The sequence below is a fragment of the Streptomyces dengpaensis genome (assembly GCF_002946835.1).
GTDB classification, from domain to species: domain Bacteria; phylum Actinomycetota; class Actinomycetes; order Streptomycetales; family Streptomycetaceae; genus Streptomyces; species Streptomyces dengpaensis.
This window is the reverse complement of record NZ_CP026652.1, coordinates 1,364,948-1,382,685: the sequence shown is the minus strand read 5'-3', so window position 1 is coordinate 1,382,685 and position 17,738 is coordinate 1,364,948. Positions and strand designations below refer to the sequence as shown.

At 70.5% G+C, this 17,738-nt stretch carries 16 protein-coding genes and 3 pseudogenes; 10 read left to right on the top strand and 9 right to left on the bottom strand.

The genetic code is table 11. The annotated features are described in order from the left end of the window. Positions 1-26 precede the first annotated feature (26 nt). A pseudogene (locus tag C4B68_RS06275) lies at positions 27-206 on the bottom strand (helix-turn-helix domain-containing protein); the annotation flags it as partial. Positions 207-417: 211 nt separating this feature from the next. Here C4B68_RS06275 and C4B68_RS06270 point away from each other — a divergent pair. From C4B68_RS06270 to C4B68_RS06250, 4 genes are all read left to right on the top strand, one after another. Continuing rightward, the gene (locus C4B68_RS06270; RefSeq protein ID WP_099498424.1) at positions 418-723 is read left to right on the top strand and encodes a 4a-hydroxytetrahydrobiopterin dehydratase; all 306 of its coding nucleotides are present in this window, start codon (positions 418-420) and stop codon (positions 721-723) included. Between the two features lie 5 nt (positions 724-728). Next, on the top strand, positions 729-1,472 hold the full coding sequence (locus tag C4B68_RS06265) for a class I SAM-dependent methyltransferase (protein WP_099498423.1): 744 nt from the start codon (positions 729-731) through the stop codon (positions 1,470-1,472). Positions 1,473-1,832: 360 nt separating this feature from the next. Then, a complete protein-coding gene (locus tag C4B68_RS06255) occupies positions 1,833-2,741 on the top strand; it encodes a class I SAM-dependent methyltransferase (protein ID WP_099498422.1) in 909 nt (302 codons plus the stop codon). Between the two features lie 162 nt (positions 2,742-2,903). Then, positions 2,904-3,605 carry an SDR family oxidoreductase gene (locus tag C4B68_RS06250; protein ID WP_099498421.1) on the top strand — a complete coding sequence of 234 codons (702 nt, stop codon included), beginning with the start codon at positions 2,904-2,906 and terminating at the stop codon, positions 3,603-3,605. A 55-nt stretch (positions 3,606-3,660) separates the two neighbouring features. Here the strand turns inward: C4B68_RS06250 and C4B68_RS06245 are convergent, their stop codons facing one another. The 3 genes from C4B68_RS06245 to C4B68_RS06235 form a co-directional block, all read right to left on the bottom strand. Further along, positions 3,661-4,497, bottom strand: a complete 837-nt coding sequence (locus tag C4B68_RS06245; protein WP_099498420.1) for an aldo/keto reductase — start codon at positions 4,495-4,497, stop codon at positions 3,661-3,663. A 188-nt stretch (positions 4,498-4,685) separates the two neighbouring features. Next, the gene (locus C4B68_RS06240; protein WP_099498419.1) at positions 4,686-6,512 is read right to left on the bottom strand and encodes an AMP-dependent synthetase/ligase; all 1,827 of its coding nucleotides are present in this window, start codon (positions 6,510-6,512) and stop codon (positions 4,686-4,688) included. 311 nt (positions 6,513-6,823) lie between these two features. Then, positions 6,824-7,696, bottom strand: coding sequence for a LysR substrate-binding domain-containing protein (locus C4B68_RS06235; protein ID WP_099498418.1), 873 nt, complete (start codon positions 7,694-7,696; stop codon positions 6,824-6,826). Positions 7,697-7,879: 183 nt separating this feature from the next. On the opposite strand from C4B68_RS06235, the gene C4B68_RS06230 reads away from it, so the two are divergent. Next, positions 7,880-8,929 (top strand): bile acid:sodium symporter family protein, encoded by a 1,050-nt coding sequence (locus C4B68_RS06230; RefSeq protein ID WP_099498417.1) that lies wholly within the window; start codon positions 7,880-7,882, stop codon positions 8,927-8,929. Here the strand turns inward: C4B68_RS06230 and C4B68_RS06225 are convergent. Both C4B68_RS06225 and C4B68_RS06220 read right to left on the bottom strand, forming a co-directional pair. Next, a complete protein-coding gene (locus C4B68_RS06225) occupies positions 8,862-10,100 on the bottom strand; it encodes a DUF4185 domain-containing protein (RefSeq protein ID WP_099498416.1) in 1,239 nt (412 codons plus the stop codon). The genes C4B68_RS06230 and C4B68_RS06225 overlap by 68 nt on opposite strands. 10 nt (positions 10,101-10,110) lie before the next feature. Then, a complete protein-coding gene (locus tag C4B68_RS06220; protein WP_099498415.1) occupies positions 10,111-12,006 on the bottom strand; it encodes a sialidase family protein in 1,896 nt (631 codons plus the stop codon). Between the two features lie 225 nt (positions 12,007-12,231). On the opposite strand from C4B68_RS06220, the gene C4B68_RS44655 reads away from it, so the two are divergent. After that, positions 12,232-12,447: a hypothetical protein gene (locus tag C4B68_RS44655; protein WP_373682165.1), complete on the top strand. Its 216-nt coding sequence runs from the start codon at positions 12,232-12,234 to the stop codon at positions 12,445-12,447. Between the two features lie 96 nt (positions 12,448-12,543). On the opposite strand, the gene fdhD is transcribed toward C4B68_RS44655, so the two are convergent. From fdhD to C4B68_RS06195, 3 genes and pseudogenes are all read right to left on the bottom strand, one after another. Next, entirely contained in the window at positions 12,544-13,443 is a 900-nt protein-coding gene (fdhD, locus tag C4B68_RS06205; RefSeq protein ID WP_099498414.1) for a formate dehydrogenase accessory sulfurtransferase FdhD, read from the bottom strand. Positions 13,444-13,496: 53 nt separating this feature from the next. Then, positions 13,497-13,760 (bottom strand): annotated as a pseudogene (locus C4B68_RS06200) (formate dehydrogenase); the annotation flags it as partial. Positions 13,761-13,801: 41 nt separating this feature from the next. Continuing rightward, a complete protein-coding gene (locus C4B68_RS06195; protein WP_099498413.1) occupies positions 13,802-14,773 on the bottom strand; it encodes a 2-dehydropantoate 2-reductase in 972 nt (323 codons plus the stop codon). A gap of 96 nt (positions 14,774-14,869) precedes the next feature. Here C4B68_RS06195 and C4B68_RS06190 point away from each other — a divergent pair. The 4 genes and pseudogenes from C4B68_RS06190 to C4B68_RS06180 form a co-directional block, all read left to right on the top strand. Continuing rightward, positions 14,870-15,475, top strand: a pseudogene (locus C4B68_RS06190) (MFS transporter); the annotation flags it as partial. Beyond that, a complete protein-coding gene (locus tag C4B68_RS44650; RefSeq protein ID WP_420824023.1) occupies positions 15,447-15,575 on the top strand; it encodes an MFS transporter small subunit in 129 nt (42 codons plus the stop codon). The pseudogene C4B68_RS06190 and the gene C4B68_RS44650, both read left to right, overlap by 29 nt. Positions 15,576-15,804: 229 nt before the next feature. Beyond that, a complete protein-coding gene (locus C4B68_RS06185; protein WP_099498412.1) occupies positions 15,805-16,743 on the top strand; it encodes a beta-ketoacyl-ACP synthase III in 939 nt (312 codons plus the stop codon). 135 nt (positions 16,744-16,878) lie between these two features. After that, positions 16,879-17,553: a GntR family transcriptional regulator gene (locus C4B68_RS06180; protein WP_099498411.1), complete on the top strand. Its 675-nt coding sequence runs from the start codon at positions 16,879-16,881 to the stop codon at positions 17,551-17,553. Positions 17,554-17,738 lie beyond the last annotated feature (185 nt).

The window sequence follows — 17,738 nt, the reverse complement described above, 5'->3', positions numbered from 1 at the left end:
TTGGCCGTCGCAGGGTCGGCCGGGAGGCTGGGGCGGGAGCGGCCCGTCTCGATGAAGCTGATGTGCCGGGCCGAGGAGCCCGCGCGCAGCGCCAGCTCCAGCTGGCTCACGCGCCGCTGCTCGCGCCAGGCGCGGAGCAGGGGGCCGATGCCCTTCTCGGGAGCGGCGGTTGGGGGCGCGGGGGCGTCGGACGCGGCAATGCTCATACGGTGACCGTAGTCGAGGGTCCGGCGACCGTCGGGGGGTTTTCGCCCCCTCCGCCCCTGCCCTTCCCATACCTGGGGGCTGCCGCCCCCAGACCCCCGCTTGTCGCGCTGACGCGCTCGTCCTCAAACGCCGGACGGGCTGTTCCCAGGGGGCTGTGGCAGGGTGAGGAGCAGAGGAATCCGCAGTCGCGTCGTAGGAAGGAGCGAGGTCATGGCCGTCGAACCGTTGTCGCAGAAGGAGATCGAAGAGCGGCTGGCGGAGCTGCCGGGGTGGTCGCTGGAAGGGGACCGGCTTGCGCGTTCCTATCGGCTCCGTTCGCACTTCGCGGCAACCGCGATGGTCGTGCACATCGCCCAGGTGCAGGAAGAGCTCGATCACCACTCGGACCTCACGCTCGGCTACAACACCGTCTCCCTCACCGTGAACACGCACAGCATCGGCGGAGCCGTCACCGAGCTCGACTTCAATCTCGCCCGCAGGGTGGAGGAGCTGGCCGCGGGGCACGGGGTGCGTTGACGCGGGTGCTGGACTACGACAAGGAAGCGGAGCAGTACGACGCGACGCGGGGCGGTGAGCCACGCGCCGCCGCGGCCGCCCGCGCCGTGCTCGGCCTGGTGCCCGAGGGCGCGCGCAGCCTGCTCGACGTCGCCTGCGGCACCGGGATCGTGACCAGGCGGCTCGCCGCGGACCGGCCCGGGCTGCGGGTGACGGGCGTGGACGCCGCGCACGGCATGGCGGTCAGGGCCGCCGCGCGGCTGCCGGGTTCCGTCGTCCGGTCCGACGGCCGTCGGCTGCCGTTCCCCGACGGGACCTTCGACGCCGTCACCAGCGTGTGGCTGCTGCATCTCGTCGACGAGCCCGAGGGCGTTCGCGCGATCGTCGCCGAGTCCGCCCGCGTGTTACGGCCCGGCGGCGTGTACATCACCACCGTCGACAAGGCCGCCGCCCACGACGTGGGCAGCGACATCGACGAGGTCCTCGGCCCGCGGCCGCGCCGGCCCGCCAACGACGCCGCTCGGGTCGTGGAGGCGCGCGCCGCCGAGCAGGGACTGGTTCCGGCCGGGCAGGCGCGCTTCGCCGGTCACGGTCAGGGCCGCAGCCCACGCAGCACGGCCGCCGACCTGCGGCGCGGCTGGTTCACCCAGCTGCCGCCCGGCGACCCGCTCACCGAGCGGTTCGTCGCGCGGCTGGTGGGACTGCCGGACCAGGACCGGCGCCGCGCCGATCCCCAGTTCGACCTGAGGGCCTTCACGAAGGCCGCGTGAACTCCATGACCCAGTTCGTCACGCACGTCCTCTCCCCGTCCACCGAGAACGCCTGCTCCCGGACCGGGGCCGGGGGGCGGTTTTTCGCCCCCTGCGCCCCTACCCTCCCCACTCTCGGCTTCTCCCCCAGTGCCTTAAGGGCCTGGGAGGTACCCCCAGAGCGGGGGACCCCCATCGTCCTTGGGGGCTGCCGCCCCCAAACCCCCGCATCGCGCTAACGCGCTCGTCCCCAAACGCCGGACGGGCTAGTGATAGCCCCTCCGGCGGGCTCGGCCGGTTTGCTGTTTGAGCAACACGACTGGCCGTTTCCGGGAGTGGCGGAGCACGCTGTCGGCATCCCGGAACGAGAGGCTCGCGACCATGGCACACCACCACCACGATCACGCTCAGACGGCGCACCACCACGACCACACACAGATCGACTTCGCGGAGATGCTCCCCCTGCTGGAGCGGGAGGCCGACCTGTACGCCCCGATGTACCGGCAGGCGGCGGACTGGCTGCGGGAGCGGCAGCCCGAGCCCGAGCTGATCGTGGACGCGGGCAGCGGCCCCGGCGTCATCTCCTGCCTCCTCGCCGACGCGTTCCCGCAGGCCCGGGTCGTCGCCGTCGACGGTGCGGAGCCGCTCCTCGAAGCCGCCCGCGCCCGCGCCGAGCGGCTCGGCATCGCCGATCGCTTCAGCACGCTGGAGGCCGAACTCGCCGACGGCCTCGGTGACTTGGACTACCGCGCCGACCTGCTGTGGGCCAGCAAGTCGCTGCACCACGTCGGCGACCAGCGCGCCGCCCTCGCCGGCTTCGCGCAGGCGCTCGCGCCCGGCGGCACCCTCGCTCTGCTGGAGGGAGGCCTGACCGCGCGCTGCCTCCCGCGCGACATCGGCATCGGCCGCCCCGGACTGCAGTCCCGTATCGACGCGGTCCATGAGGACTGGTTCACCGAGATGCGGGCGACGCTGCCCGGATCCGTCCGGGAGAACGAGGACTGGCCCGGCCTGCTCGCCGCCGTGGGCCTGCGCCCCACCGGGAGCCGCACCTTCCTGCTCGACCTCCCCGCCCCGCTGTCGCAGGAGGCCCGCGCGTTTGTCGTGGCCACATTCCAGCGCCGCCGGGACTTCCTCGGAGAAGTCCTCGACGCGTCCGACCTCGCGACCCTCGACCGGCTCCTCGACCCGGACGACAAGGAGAGTCTGCATCACCGCCCCGATGTCTACCTGCTGTCGGCGCAGACCGTCCACACGGCGCAGCGCGGCGAGGGCGCACCGGCGCAGTGAACTCAGCGTCAACTCTCCTGTGAACGTCCGTGGTTGAGCAGCCGACTGTGATCAGCAAGGGCCCGGCCGGGCGAACACCGTGACCTGCCCGCGGGTCTTGACTTCGAGAGTGCTCGAAGTGATGAACTCCCCGCGTTCACCGCACACAAATGGGGGTAACCAATGACCGACTCTCCTGTCGCACTCATCACCGGAGGCGGAAGCGGTATCGGCGCCGCGGTCGCACGGCGGCTTCTCGATGCCGGGCAGCGGGTGGCCGTCACCGGTCGCGGCGAGGAGCGGCTGCGCGGATTCGCCGAGGAACTCGGCCGTCCCGAGGGCCTGTTGACGATCGTCGGGAACGCGGCCGAGTACGACCAGGTCCAGGCGGCTGTCGAGATGACGCTCAAGGAGTTCGGGCGGCTCGACACCGTGGTCGCCAACGCCGGTTTCGCCACGCATGACAGCGTCGCCGCGGGTGACCCCGCCGGCTGGTCCGAGATGGTGCTCACCAATGTGCTCGGTCCCGCCCTGCTCATCCGGGCCTCCATCGACGCGCTGAAGGAGACCAAGGGGCGGATCGTGCTGATCGGCAGCGTAGCGGGCCACGTCTTCACGCCCGGCAACCTTTACGGCGCGACCAAGTGGGCCGTGACCGGCCTCGCGGAGAACGCGCGCCGTGAGGTCACCGAGTACGGCGTCGGGGTGACCCTGATCTCCCCGGGCCGCGTGGAGACCCCGTTCTGGGACAGCTACGGCAGCCTGCCCCCGGGACATCTGCTCACCGCGGACCAACTTGCCGAGTCGATCGTCTGGGCGATCGGGCAGCCCAGCGGAGTCGACGTGAACACCGTGGTGGTCCGGCCGATCGGCCAGCCCAACTGACAGAAAAGCCCGCCCGGATCGCGTCATCCGGGTGGGCCTTTCCGGGTGTTGGGGCTCAGCCCATGTCGAACGTCGCCGGGTCCGGACCCAGGCGGCGGTCCTCGTTCAGTGCCGAGATCGCCGCGATGTCCTCGACGTCCAGCGAGAAGTCGAAGACCTCGATGTTCTCCTTGATCCGGGACGGGGTCACGGACTTGGGGATCACCACGTTGCCCAGCTGGAGGTGCCAGCGGAGCACGATCTGCGCCGGGGTACGGCCGTGCTTCTGAGCGATGGCGACGATCGCCGGGACTTCCAGGAGACCCTTGCCCGAGCCGAGCGGCGACCAGGCCTCGGTCGCGATGCCCTGCTGCGCGTGGTACTCGCGCGCCGCGTGCTGCTGGAGGTGCGGGTGCAGCTCGATCTGGTTGACGGCCGGGATGACCGCCGTCGCGTCGATCAGCTTCTCCAGGTGCTCCGGAAGGAAGTTGGAGACACCGATGGCCTTCGCGCGACCGTCCGCGTGGATCTTCTCGAAGGCCTTGTACGTGTCGATGTACTTGCCCCGGGACGGCAGCGGCCAGTGGATCAGATACAGGTCGATGTAGTCCAGACCGAGCTTCTCCAGGGACGTGTCGAAGGCGCGGAGCGTCGCGTCGTACCCCTGGTCGCTGTTCCAGAGCTTGGTGGTGACGAAGAGGTCCTCGCGGGCGATGCCGGAAGCGGCGATGGCCTTGCCGGTGCCCTCTTCATTGCCGTAGATCGCCGCAGTGTCGATGCTGCGATACCCGGCCTGCAGCGCCGTGGCGACCGCCCGCTCCGCCTCGTCGTCCGGCACCTGCCAGACGCCGAAGCCCAGCTGAGGCATCTCGACGCCGTTGTTCAGGATGATCGGGGGGACCTTGCTGCTCACGTGCTCTCGATCCTTCGGTTGTCGTCAGGTGCTATCCCATGGTCAACGACCACGGGCTGTGATGCATTCCTGACCCGTGGATTCCCTGTGGAGTGATCGTGAGAGCCGTAGGTTGGCCGGAACGTGACAACCATGGGCTGGCCGGAAAGGGACCCGGCCTCCTCGGCCGGGACCTTGACCGGGTCCCGTCACGCCCGGTACAGCGCCTCGACCTCCGTCGAGTACGCCTTCTCGATCGCCTTCCGCTTCAGCTTCAGTGAAGGCGTCAGCAACCCGTGCTCCTCGGTGAACTGGTGGGCCAGTATCCGGAAGGTGCGGATCGACTCGGCCTGGGAGACCAGTGTGTTCGCCGCGACCACCGCGCGCCGCACCTCGGTCTCCAGGTCGGAGTCGCGCACCAGCTCGGCCGGGGACATGTGCGGCTTGCCGCGCATCCCGAGCCAGTGTTCGACGGCCTCGGAGTCGAGGGTGACGAGCGCGGCGATGTACGGCCGGTCGTTGCCGACGACGATGCACTGGGCGACCAGCGGATGGTCGCGGACGCGCTCCTCCAGGCCCAGCGGCGAGACGCTCTTGCCGCCGGAGGTCACCAGGATCTCCTTCTTGCGCCCGGTGATGGTGAGATAGCCGTCCTCGTCGAGGGAGCCCAGGTCACCGGTGGCGAGCCAGCCGTCGTGTAGCGCGGCGTCGGTGGCCTTGGGGTCGTTGAGGTAGCCCTGGAAGACGTTGTCGCCGCGCAGCCAGATCTCGCCGTCGTCCGCGATGTGCACGGTGGTGCCCGGGATCGCCAGGCCGACGGTGCCGAACCGGGTGCGCTCGGGAGGGTTGGCGGACGCGGCCGCCGTGGACTCGGTGAGTCCGTACCCCTCGTAGATGACGACGCCCGCGCCCGCGAAGAACAGGCCGAGCCGGCGGTCCATGGCCGAGCCGCCCGACATCGCGTGCTTGACCCGGCCGCCCATCGCGGCGCGCACCTTGGAGTAGACGAGCTTGTCGAAGAGCTGGTGCTGCAGACGCAGGGCCGTCGAGGGGCCGGGGCCCATACCCCAGGCCTTCGCCTCCATGGCGTCCGCGTAGCGCACGGCGACCTCGACGGCCTTCTCGAAGGGGCCCGACCTGCCTTCCTTCTCGGCCTTGCGGCGGGCCGCGTTGAAGACCTTCTCGAAGATGTACGGCACCGCGAGGAAGAACGTCGGCTGGAAGGCGGCCAGGTCCGACAGCAGGGCCGCCGCGTTCAGCTGCGGCTGGTGCCCGAACTTGACCTTCCCGCGGATCGCGGCGACCTGCACCATCCGCCCGAAGACATGGGCGAGCGGCAGGAACAGCAGCGTGGCCGCCTGGTCGCCGCGCTTGGAGTGGAACACGGGTTCCCAGCGCTCGATGACCGTGTCCGCCTCGAACATGAAGTTGGCGTGCGAGAGGACACAGCCCTTGGGGCGCCCGGTGGTGCCGGAGGTGTAGATGATCGTCGCGGTCGTCTCGGGCGTGATCGCACGCCGGTGCCGGTGGACGACCTCGTCGTCGATGTGCGCGCCCGCCTCGTAAAGCTCCTGGACGGCGCCCACGTCGAGCTGCCAGAGCTTGCGCAGCTGCGGCAGCCGGTCGACGACCGTGGCGACGGTCATCGCGTGGTCCTCGTGCTCCACCATGACGGCCCGCACCTGCGCGTCGTGCAGCATCCAGAAGACCTGCTCGGCGGAGGAGGTGGGGTAGATGGGCACGACCTGGGCGCCCACCGTCCACAGGGCATAGTCGAAGAGCGTCCACTCGTACCGCGTACGGCACATGATCGCGACCCGGTCCCCGAACCGGACGCCCTGGGCGAGCAGGCCCTTGGCCAGTGCGAGCACCTCGTCGCGGAACTCGGCCGCGGTCACATCGCGCCACTGCTCCCGATCGTCCTTGCGGCCGAGAGCGATATGCAGCGGGTCTTCCATGGCATGGTCGAACACGACATCGGCCAGGCCGCCCACCGGCGGCGCCGACGCCAACGGAGGGTTGGTGAACTCGCGCAATCCCACTCCTTGTGGCGCTCCGCACAGCGCCGTGAAAGCTACCCCACCCGGCTGCCGGGCGGGAGGGGTGACGGTGGACCGAGGGGCACGGCATACACACTGGTCAGCCGTGGAAATGCCCGCACAAGGGGAACGGCCGGACAGAATCCCTTACGGATCCGTAGGTTTCAGGCTCGTAATCTCCACGGAATCTGTACGACGCGGTTACGCCGCGAAGCGCGCCCGGCGCCCGTCCATGGACCTGCCGTTTTCCACGGGGACTGGCCCGGCGTCCATGGGGACCGGCCGGCGTCCACGGGAACCGGCCCGGCCTAGCCCCGCCGCCCCCGGTGCAGTCGCTCCCCGCCCGCGAGGATCGCCGCCGCCAGTGCCTCCGCCGCATCCTGCGCGGACGTACGCCGGTGCCCGTGGACCAGGACGAAGTCGACCTCGCCGAGTTCCGGCAGCCCGGCCCGCTCCGGTACGCGGACGAGGCCCGGCGGGACGAGCCCCTGTGAATGGGCCATGACGCCCAGCCCCGCGCGCGCCGCCGCGATGAGGCCGTTGAGGCTGCCGCTGGTGCAGGCGATGCGCCACGGTCTGCCCTGGCGCTCCAGGGCTTCGAAGGCGAGGGCGCGGGTGATGCCCGGGGGCGGGTAGACGATCAGCGGGACGGGGCGGTCGGGGTCGAGGCGCAGGCGTTCCGCGCCGATCCACACCAGGCGGTCGTGCCAGACGAGCTCGCCGCGCGGGTCCTCGGGCCGCCGCTTCGCCAGCACCAGGTCGAGCCTGCCCGCCGCGAGCTGTTCGTGGAGTGTGCCCGACAGTTCGACCGTGAGCTCCAGGTCCACCTCGGGATGGTCGTACCGGAAGCCCTCCAGGATCTCCGGCAGCCGGGTCAGGACGAAGTCCTCGGAGGCGCCGAAGCGCAGCCGGCCGCGCAGCCGGGTCCCGGTGAAGAACTGCGTCGCCTGCTCGTGCACCTCCAGGATCCGGCGTGCGAAGCCGAGCATGGCCTCGCCGTCCTCCGTGAGTTCCACGGAGTGCGTGTCCCGCGAGAACAGCTGACGGCCCGCGGCGTCCTCCAGGCGGCGCACGTGCTGGCTGACCGTGGACTGGCGCAGCCCGAGGCGCCGGGCGGCCTGGGTGAAGCTCAGGGTCTGGGCCACCGCCAGGAACGTACGCAGATGTGAAGGGTCGTACACGGACCCCAGGCTATCGCAAAACGTGATGACAGTCAGAGCGGTATGACGGATTCCCGATCGCCCGCCGGAAGAGGACGATGGAGAGGGCAACGACCCGTGTCCGCACCCGGACGCACGGCGAAGCAACCGGACATGGACGTGCAGCGAAGGAACACGGACGTACAGCAAAGTAAGTGGAGCACTGTGAAACGCCTGCGATGGCCGCGTTGGATGCCCGTCGACCCGTACATCGTCCTGTTGCTGGGGACGGTGGGGCTCGCGGCCCTCTTCCCCGCACGGGGCGCGGCGGCCGACGTCGCGTCGGGCGCCTCCACGGCCGCGATCGCCCTCCTCTTCTTCCTCTACGGGGCGCGCCTGTCCACCCGTGAGGCGATCGAGGGGCTCAGGCACTGGCGGCTCCACGGCACGGTCCTGGCCTGCACCTTCGTGATCTTCCCGCTGCTCGGTCTCGCCGCCGGAGTCCTCGAACCGGCGCTCCTGACGCACAACCTCTACACCGGCCTCCTCTTCCTCACGCTCGTCCCGTCGACCATCCAGTCGTCGATCGCGTTCACCTCGATCGCGCGCGGCAATGTGCCCGCCGCGATCTGCGCGGGCTCCTTCTCCTCGCTGGCCGGCATCGTCCTCACCCCGCTGCTCGCGGCGGCCCTGCTCGGCAACAGCGGCGGCGGGTTCTCCGCCGACTCGCTGGTCAAGGTCGTGCTCCAGCTGCTGGTGCCGTTCGTGGCCGGGCAGGTGCTGCGCCGTTGGATCGGCGGCTTCATCGCGCGGCACAGGAAGGTCCTCGGATACGTCGACCGCGGCTCGATCCTGCTCGTCGTGTACGCCGCGTTCAGCGAGGGCATGGTGCAGGGCATCTGGCATCAGGTCAGCCCCGCCCGGCTCGGCGCGCTGCTGGTCGTCGAGGCCGTGCTGCTGGCCGTGATGCTCGCGCTCACCTGGTACGGCGCGAAGGCCCTGCGCTTCAGCCGGGAGGACCGGATCGCGATCCAGTTCGCCGGATCGAAGAAGTCCCTCGCCTCCGGACTCCCCATGGCCGGCGTGCTGTTCGGCGCGCACGCCTCGCTCGCCGTGCTGCCGCTGATGCTCTTCCACCAGATGCAGCTCATGGTGTGCGCGGTGATCGCCAAGCGCCGCGCCCGCGACCCCGAGGCGGCCGAGGCGGCTACGACCCCGGTTCCCCCAGTCGCAGAGTCACGAATCGCGGTCGGTACAGGGACACGTTCCGACTGAGGTTGGCCTGCGCCGAAGCGCCCGTCGCGTCCAGCCAGTTGACGTCGTAGCTGAGCACGGTCCGTTCGCCGTCGCTCAGCTCCGGGTGCGTCTGCGGGTTGTACGCGGCCACCTCGCCGTCGGGAAGCGGCGGGCTGAAGCTCCGGGTGGGCCCGTGCCAGGGCCCGGCCGGCGAGCACGCCCAGTACGAGGTGATCGTCGTCAGGCCCGCGGTGCCGGCGGCCATGGTGAACAGGACGTACGTGCCGCCGTCGCGCACCACCGTGAACGCGCTGCCCACGCCCGTACGCCGCCCGTCCCCGAGCACCGCCGCCGGACGCGCCCGCACCGCCCACCCCGAGCCGTCCCAGTACTCCCAGGCCCCCGGCTCGGCGAGCCTGCCGCGCGGCACCCGTGCGACGTACGCCTGCGAGGCGGGGCGCGCGGCGGCCTGTCCGTCGTCGCCGCCGAAGACGTACGTCCACGCGCCCGCGTCGACCGCCGAGGTGCCGAACAGCACGCGCCGGGACGGGTCCGCGAGGGAGCTCTGGTCCAGGATCGTCGTGATGGTCTCGAGGCGCAGGCCGGGAAGCGACAGCGTGGCCACCTCGGTGGCGGTGGGGACGCCGTAGATCCAGGGGGACTGGCCCGCCGTACGGGTCCACAGCAGGACGCGGACGACCTGCCGCGAGGAGCCGGGGGAGCGGGGCTCGACGCGGGCCGCCACCGGCCAGCGCCACCGCTGCGGCGCCGGGTCCGGGAACACCGGCGCGGGAAGGGTGGTCCGCAGACGGCCGTCGCGGGACATCACCACGGCCGCGTTGCGCACGAGGGGCGCGCCCGCGTCACGCCACGCGTACGACTCGCCGACCGGGTTCGGCGGCGCGTGCACCTGGCCGAGATAGGTGTCCGAGAAAAGCCACAGCACCCGCCCGTCCGGCAGCCGCACCGAGTGAGTGCCGTCGCCGCCGGTCCAGTCGTCGCCGCGGGCGGCGTCGTCCCCGTACCGGGTGAACTCGCCGGTGAGCTTCGCGTCCGGGGTCCAGGACGTGAGCGTACGGGCCGTACACGTGCCGCCGCCCTCCCGGTCGTCGTCCGGGAGGGCGGTGAGCAGCACGGCCGCGCAGACCAGGGCCAGCAGGATGCCGAGCCCGGTCCCGTTCTGCCGTCGTGCTCGTGCGTCGTCGGGCACGGAAGGGACGTTAGTGGCCCCCGCTCACATGGTCCATGGGGAGCCACACGACGGTGTCCCGGGTCACGTTCGGGGAGGGCCCGGACGACAGCTCGGCGTCGCTCAACGCCCGGTCGTAGACGCGGACGTCGTCGATCGCGCCCGTGAAGTAGGCCCGGCCGTCCATCCGTTGGCCGACATGCACCCCGAACGGCGAGTTGCGGCTGACCGATCCGGGTACGTCCGCCGTGCTGATCGCCGTACCGTCGATGAACAGCGTGAGCTGTCCTCCGCCCCGGCGCAGCGCCAGATGGTGCCACTGGCCGTCGTTGTACGCCCCCGTGGTGCGCACGAAGGCCGAGGCCGGGGGCGACGCGCCGTTCCTGGTGGTGATCAGCCCGGTGATCCGGTTGGACGCGGGCTCGCCGCGCAGCCACACCTGCGGCTGTGACGTCCCGATCCCGCCCATCCACAGCAGCGGCTGCTCTCCGGTGGTGGCGGTGTATCTGAACCACAGGGAAGCCGTGAAGTCCTTGGTTCCGAGCGGGAGTCGGTCCTGATACGGCAGTCGTACGGCGTCGTCGGTGCCGTCGAAGGCGAGCGCGTCGCCGAAGACCCCGTCCGTCTCCCGGGCGCCGCCGAGGACCGCGGCCCGCTTCGCGTGATGAGCGAAGTCGGCGGTCGTCGGGTCGGGGCCGCGGCGCGGTGCGAGCCAGTCCTCGGTGAAGCGGGCGAAGCGGATCTCGTCGCGCGCGTCGACCGGGCCGCCCTCGTACATCAGGCCCAGCGTGTCGCCGCCGATGTGGACCATGTCCGAGTACCCGGACCAGTCCGTGGTGACGACGGTGCCGCGGTCCACGCTGTCCCAGGTGCGTCCGCCGTCGTACGAGGAGCGGATCATCATGGTCCTGCGGCGGTCCGGGTCGCCGGGACAGGCCAGCAGGATCCGGTCGCCGAGGCGGATCGAGGACCCCTGGACCTGGGGGGTGTAGAGGTCCGGGAGGCCGACGAAGGGGGCCGTGAAGCTGTCGCCGCCGTCGCGGCTGACGGCCTGGGTGCGATGGCCGAGGTCGGTGCCGTCCTGCTCGCGCCCGCTGACGAGGACCGACCCGTCGGTGCGTTCGGTGAGCGTCATCTCGGACGGCTTCTGGCGGAAGGTGCCGTCGTCCGCGATCGGCCACGAGTCGGTCGCGCCGATCTCCCAGTGGTCGCCGCCGTCGTCACTGGTGATGAGTGCGGCGTGGTTCGCGGTGACCCGACTTCCGTTCCAAGTCTCGGTGTTGACGCCGAAGACGAGCCGACCCGCGTGCTTGCCGCGGGTCAGCTGGATGCCGTGCACGGGCCCGGTGGCGTACCAGGAGTTCCAGCGCGGCGGGAGGATCTCGCCGCTCAGGTCGCGCGGCTGCGACCAGGTCAGTCCGTCGTCGTCGCTGTACTGCAGGTGCGGGGTGCGGTCGCAGGGGACTGAGCAACTCCCGCTGTCCGTACGGCCCGTGTTGTACGTCTCGGCCAGCAGGATGCGGCCCGTCTTGCGGTCCACGACGGGCGCGGGGTTGCCGTGCGTGTCGCCGCCGCCCTCGTTGACGATCTGGAGGGGACCCCAGGTGCGCCCGCCGTCGGTGGAGCGCTTGACCACGATGTCTATGTCGGCCGCATCACCGCAGTTGAGGACACGTCCCTCGGCGAACGCCAGCAGGGTTCCCTTGGTCGTCTTCACGACGGCCGGGATGCGGAAGCAGGCATAGCCCGGGTCCTGCGAAGCCTTGAAAAGAACCTGCTGTTCGAACTCGCCGGTCGTGGCCGCCTGTTCGGCTCCGGCTGGGCTCGGGAGCGCCAGTAACGAGGCGGCGGTGACAAGAATCGTCAGGGTGGATCTCAGACGGGTGCGGAGAGTCGATCTCAGACGTGCGCGGTGGCTTGACGGCATGGTGCGACCTGCCCTTCATGCGTCTGGGCAATCCGGATACTCTGGACATCCCACGTCCAACGTTCTTGTCACGGACGCTACTTGGGCTCTCAGGCACCCCACAAGAAGCGTGCATCGGTCATGTTCACACCAGATCGCACCAGTGCCTCGCACCCCGGACGGGAGGTTCTGCGCGGCGGACCAGGTCCGCCGGAGGTGAGGGAGTGTCAGGGGCGCGCTGTCACTTTGCCGAGATTGCTCCGCGACGCGATCGCCTCGTACGCCTTCGGGGCGTCCTCCAGCACGAACTCCCCGTGCACGGCGGGCTTCAGCGTCCCGTCCGTGACGGCGGCGCGCGAGGCGAACGGCACCCTGCTGGAGCGACTCTCGACGGCTGAACGGGCGCAGTTCATGGGCCTGTTGACGCGGATCTCCGGCACGCAGTCGCAGCAGCAAGCGTAGGCGGGAGGGCTGAAGCAGGGCTGAGGCGGGGCCTCTCCGGCGCAGGGGGCGCTCCCCGCCGTTCGAGGCCCCGCCGCCGTGTCGCGGGGGAGCCGGTCAGCCCTGGCCGGCCGCGGCCCGCAGGGCGAGGCGATGCTCACCCGCGTACACGTTCATGGAGACGCCGCGCAGGAACCCGACCAGGGTCAGGCCTGTCTCCGCGGCCAGGTCGACCGCGAGGGACGACGGAGCCGAGACCGCCGCGAGCACCGGAATGCCCGCCATCACCGCCTTCTGCGCCAGCTCGAAGGAGGCCCGGCCCGAGACCAGCAGAACCGCCCGGGACAGCGGGAGCGTGCCGTTCTGCAGGGCGCGGCCGACCAGCTTGTCGACCGCGTTGTGCCGGCCCACATCCTCGCGTATGTCGACGAGCTCGCCCTCCTCGGTGAACAGCGCCGCCGCGTGCAGACCCCCGGTCCGGTCGAAGACCCGCTGGGCCGCCCGCAGCCGGTCGGGGAGGCTCGCGAGCAGTTCGGGTTCCAGCCGCACCGGGGGAGTGGTGTCGCCCTCCGTGTCGTCGATCGTCCAGCGGGCCGTCGTACGGACCGCGTCAAGGCTCGCCTTGCCGCACAGACCGCAGGACGACGTCGTGTACACATTGCGTTCGAGCGTGATGTCAGGGATCACGACGCCGGGTGCCGTCCGCACGTCGACGACGTTGTACGTGTTGGAGCGTCCCCCACTCTCGGCTCCGCTCGAGCGGGAGGTGCCCCCATCCGTCGCGCCCGCGCAGTACACGATGTTCTGCAGCTCGTCGGCCTCGCCCAGCACGCCCTCGCTGACGAGGAAACCCGCCGCCAGCGCGAAGTCGTCGCCCGGCGTGCGCATGGTGATGGCGAGCGGCTTGCCGTTGAGGCGGATCTCCAGTGGTTCCTCGGCGACGAGCGTGTCCGGGCGGGTGCTCAGGGCCCCGTCCCGGATACGGATCACCTTGCGTCGTTCCGTGACGCGTCCCATGTCGATCAGCCCCGCTTCTGTACGTGCTGGTGGCCGAGGAGGCCCTCGCTGGGGTGCTCGGCGATGCCGGGCGTCCGGTGCGGCAGCCGGGTGCGCTCGTCCCGGGCGTACGCGCGCGCCAACTCCCGTATGGCGGACACCGGTACGCCCGTCACCTTTGCGGCGAGCGACGGGGTCCAGGGCTCGACCAGTTGTCTGTACTCCTCGAACTCGCTCGTCGCCCGCTCGATGAAGGCGTGGTCGGCGAGCCCCGCGTGGATGATCTCGCGGCCGACCGCGTGGGCCAGAGCGATGTCGGTGCCGACGTCCAGGACCAGCGGGTCCGCGGGCCGGGCGTAGACCTGCGGGTGGGGTCTCCTCATGCCGCCGTCCTCAGCGCGAGCAGATCCGAGATGGCGTGGACGGTACGGAGCGTCGGCACCGGGACCTCGGTGATCTCCGCCAGCTCCACGACGGCCGCGAGCAGCACGTCGAGTTCGAGCGGTTTGCCGCGCTCCAGATCCTGGAGTGTGGAGGTGCGGTGATCGCCGACGCGCTCCGCGCCGGCCAGCCGCCGTTCGATGGAGACGCCCACCTTGCAGCCAAGGGCCTCCGCGACCGCCAGCGTCTCGGTCATCATGATCTCGATGACCTTGCGCGTGCCGCCGTGCAGGCACATCTGCCGCATCGTCGCGCGGGCCAGCGCGCTGATGGGGTTGAAGGAGATATTGCCGAGCAGCTTGAGCCAGATGTCGTTGCGCAGGTCCTGCTCGACCGGGCACTTGAGCCCGCCCGCCTGCATGGCCTCGCTGAACGCCTGACAGCGCTCGGAGAGGGACCGGCCGGGCTCGCCGATGGAGAACCGGGTGCCTTCGAGATGACGTACGACTCCCGGTCCTTCCAGCTCTGTTGCGGCATACACAACGCAACCGATGGCCCGTTCGGGCGCGAGCACCGCACTGACCGCGCCGTCCGGGTCCACGCTCTCGATACGGTGGCCGTCGTGCGGGCCGCCGTGCTGGTGGAAGTACCACCAGGGGATGCCGTTCTGGGCGGCGATCACCGCCGTGGTGTCGTGCAGCAGTGGCTCGATCAGCGGCCCGCACGCCGCGTACGAGTTGGCCTTCAGGCCCAGGAAGACGTAGTCGACCGGGCCGATCTCGGCCGGGTCGTCGGTGGCGTGGGCACGCGCGGTGAAGTCACCGCGGGGGCTGAGCACGCGGACTCCGTGCTCCCTCATGGCCGCCAGATGCGGTCCACGGGCGACGAGGTGCACATCGGCGCCTGCGCGGTGCAGCGCGGCGCCGACGTAGGCGCCGATCGCACCGGCGCCGAGAACTGCGACTTTCACTGTGTGGCGCTCCGTTCGGTCGAGGGTACCGAGGAACTGCCGAACTCTTGTCGACGAAATATTGTCTACAGGATGGAATGATGAGCGGCAAGGGTTGGGGCAGGCATCCTGGAGAAGGCCGCCCCGATGATCACGGACTTCTTCGCGGACACCTCCACGCCCGTGTCGGTCTCGGCGGCCGCGGGGTTCGTCGCGCTGCTCTCCGCGGCCAACATGGCGGGCCGTATCGGCTGGTCCTCGACGTCCGACCTGATCGGCCGCAAGAACATCTACCGGGTCTACCTCGGGGCGGGCGCGCTGATGTACGCGCTCATCGCCTGGTTCGGGGACTCGTCGAAGCCGCTGTTCATCATCTGCGCGCTGGTGATCCTGTCGTTCTACGGGGGCGGCTTCGCGACGATTCCCGCGTATCTGAAGGACCTCTTCGGCAGTTACCAGGTCGGCGCGATCCACGGCCGGCTGCTCACCGCCTGGTCAATGGCGGGTGTCCTCGGCCCACTGATCGTGAACTGGATCGCCGACCGGCAGGAGGAGGCGGGCAAGCACGGTTCGTCCCTCTACGGACTGTCGTTCCTGATCATGATCGGCCTGCTCGTCGTCGGGTTCATCGCCAATGAGCTGGTACGTCCCGTCCATGCCCGCCACCACATCCCCGCACCGAGGGAGGCTGTCGATGTCCAGCGAGAGCAGCCCGCCCCATAGGCGGCCACTGATCGCCTTCGCCTGGCTGTGGGTGGGTGCGCCCCTCTGCTACGGCCTGTACGAGCTCGTACTGAAAGCCAAACAATTGTTCACGGGGTGAGTTCCCGAGGGTACGGGTTGAACTCGTGTGGGCCCCGGCCCGGGCGTGCGTACGGAACGCGCGCGGGCCGGGGCTCGCGCGTGCGTACGGAAGATGATCGGGCATCCGAGCGTCTGACAGAAGCCGACAAGCCTGGCGTCCCTTTCCTGTGGAATCACCCTCCGCCGTACCCGTGAGTCACTGATCAGACTGGAGGATCCCGCTACCGAAAGCACGAGGGGGATCGCTCATGAACGGCTCACGGATCGCCGCTGTCGGCCATTACCAGCCCGCCAGGATTCTCACCAACGAGGATCTGGCAGGCCTGGTCGACACCAGCGACGAGTGGATCAGAACCCGGGTGGGCATCCGCACACGCCATATCGCCGGGCCCGACGAGCCGGTCGACGAGCTGGCCGCGCACGCCGCCGCCAAGGCGCTCGCGGCGGCGGGCCTCGGTGCGGTCGACATCGATCTCGTCCTCGTCGCCACCTCCACCGCCGTCGACCGCTCCCCGAACATGGCCGCCCGTGTCGCCGCCCGGCTCGGCATCCCCTCCCCGGCCGCGATGGACGTCAACGTCGTCTGTGCGGGCTTCACGCACGCCCTCGCGACCGCCGACCACGCCGTACGTGCCGGTGCCGCGACCCGTGCCCTGGTCATCGGCGCCGACAAGATGTCCGACGTGACGGACTGGACGGACCGTACGACCTGCGTCCTCGTCGGGGACGGCGCCGGGGCGGCCGTGGTCGAAGCCGCCGAGGAGCCCGGCATCGGGCCGGTGCTGTGGGGCTCGGTGCCCGAGATGGGGCACGCGGTACGGATCGAGGGCACGCCCGCGCGGTTCGCGCAGGAGGGGCAGAGCGTCTACCGCTGGGCAACCACGCAACTGCCGTCCATCGCACGCAAGGCGTGCGAGCGCGCGGGCCTCGCCCCCGAGGACCTCGCGGGCGTCGTCCTGCACCAGGCGAACCTGCGCATCATCGAGCCCCTTGCCCTGAAGATCGGCGCGGTCAACGCCGTCGTCGCGCGGGACGTCACGGAGTCGGGGAACACGTCCGCCGCGAGCATTCCGCTCGCCTTCTCCAAACTCGTGGAGCGCGGAGAGATCTCCGCGGGCGACCCCGTCCTGCTGTTCGGCTTCGGTGGGAACCTGTCGTACGCCGGACAGGTGGTCCGTTGCCCGTGAGCTGCCCGTACGTCACGGTGTGAGGAGCCCCATACCTGTGCTTGCCGGCGTTTGTGCGCCGTAGACTGTAGGCGAAAGACAATTCATAATTGACTTTCGTAGTGCAGCGACAACGCTGCCCAGGAGGGGACCGCGATGTTGTCGACAGGACTGCCGCAGGGAGCGGTGCCCAAGCTCGAACGGCCCGGCCCGCTGCGCGACCGCGTCTACGAAGCGCTGCTGGAACTCATCACCACGCGCGCCCTCCAGCCGGGCCAGCACCTCGTCGAGAGCGAACTCGCCGGGCACCTCGGGGTGTCCCGGCAGCCCGTGCGCGAGGCCTTGCAGCGCCTCAGCACCGAGGGCTGGGTCGATCTGCGGCCCGCCCAGGGCGCGTTCGTGCACGAACCGACCGAGCAGGAGGCAGACCAACTCCTGACGGTCCGTACGCTCCTGGAGGCCGAGGCCGCCCGGCTTGCCGCCGCCAACGCGGGCGCCGAGGCCATCACCGCCCTCGAAGAACTCTGCTCGCAGGGCGAGCGGGCGGTCGCCGCCGACGACGTGGACGGCGCGGTCGCGATGAACGCCCGGCTCCACGCGAAGGTCATGGAGCTTGCGGGCAACACCGTCCTCGCCGAGCTGGCCGCGCAGGTCGACCGGCGGGTCCGCTGGTACTACACGCCGGTCGCCCGGCAGCGCGGCCGCCAGTCCTGGATCGAACACCGCGAGCTCATCGCGGCGATCGCGGACCGCGACGAGCAGCGCGCCACGACGGTCATGCGCGCCCACACGGAGCACACGCGCAAGATGTACCACGAGCGGGAGAAGTAGTCGGGCGACCCGGCACCGAGTCGGGCGACCCAGTACCTCGCGCAACGCCCTGTCACCCGGCGCACAGCCTTGGCTGTGCGCCTCTGGCGTGCCCGGGACCCCTCTTTGTCCTGTGAGTGGAGAAAGTTGACGGCAATCTGTGCGTTACTTCTTCCCACTCCCGGCAGCCGCTGCTACGTTCCCTT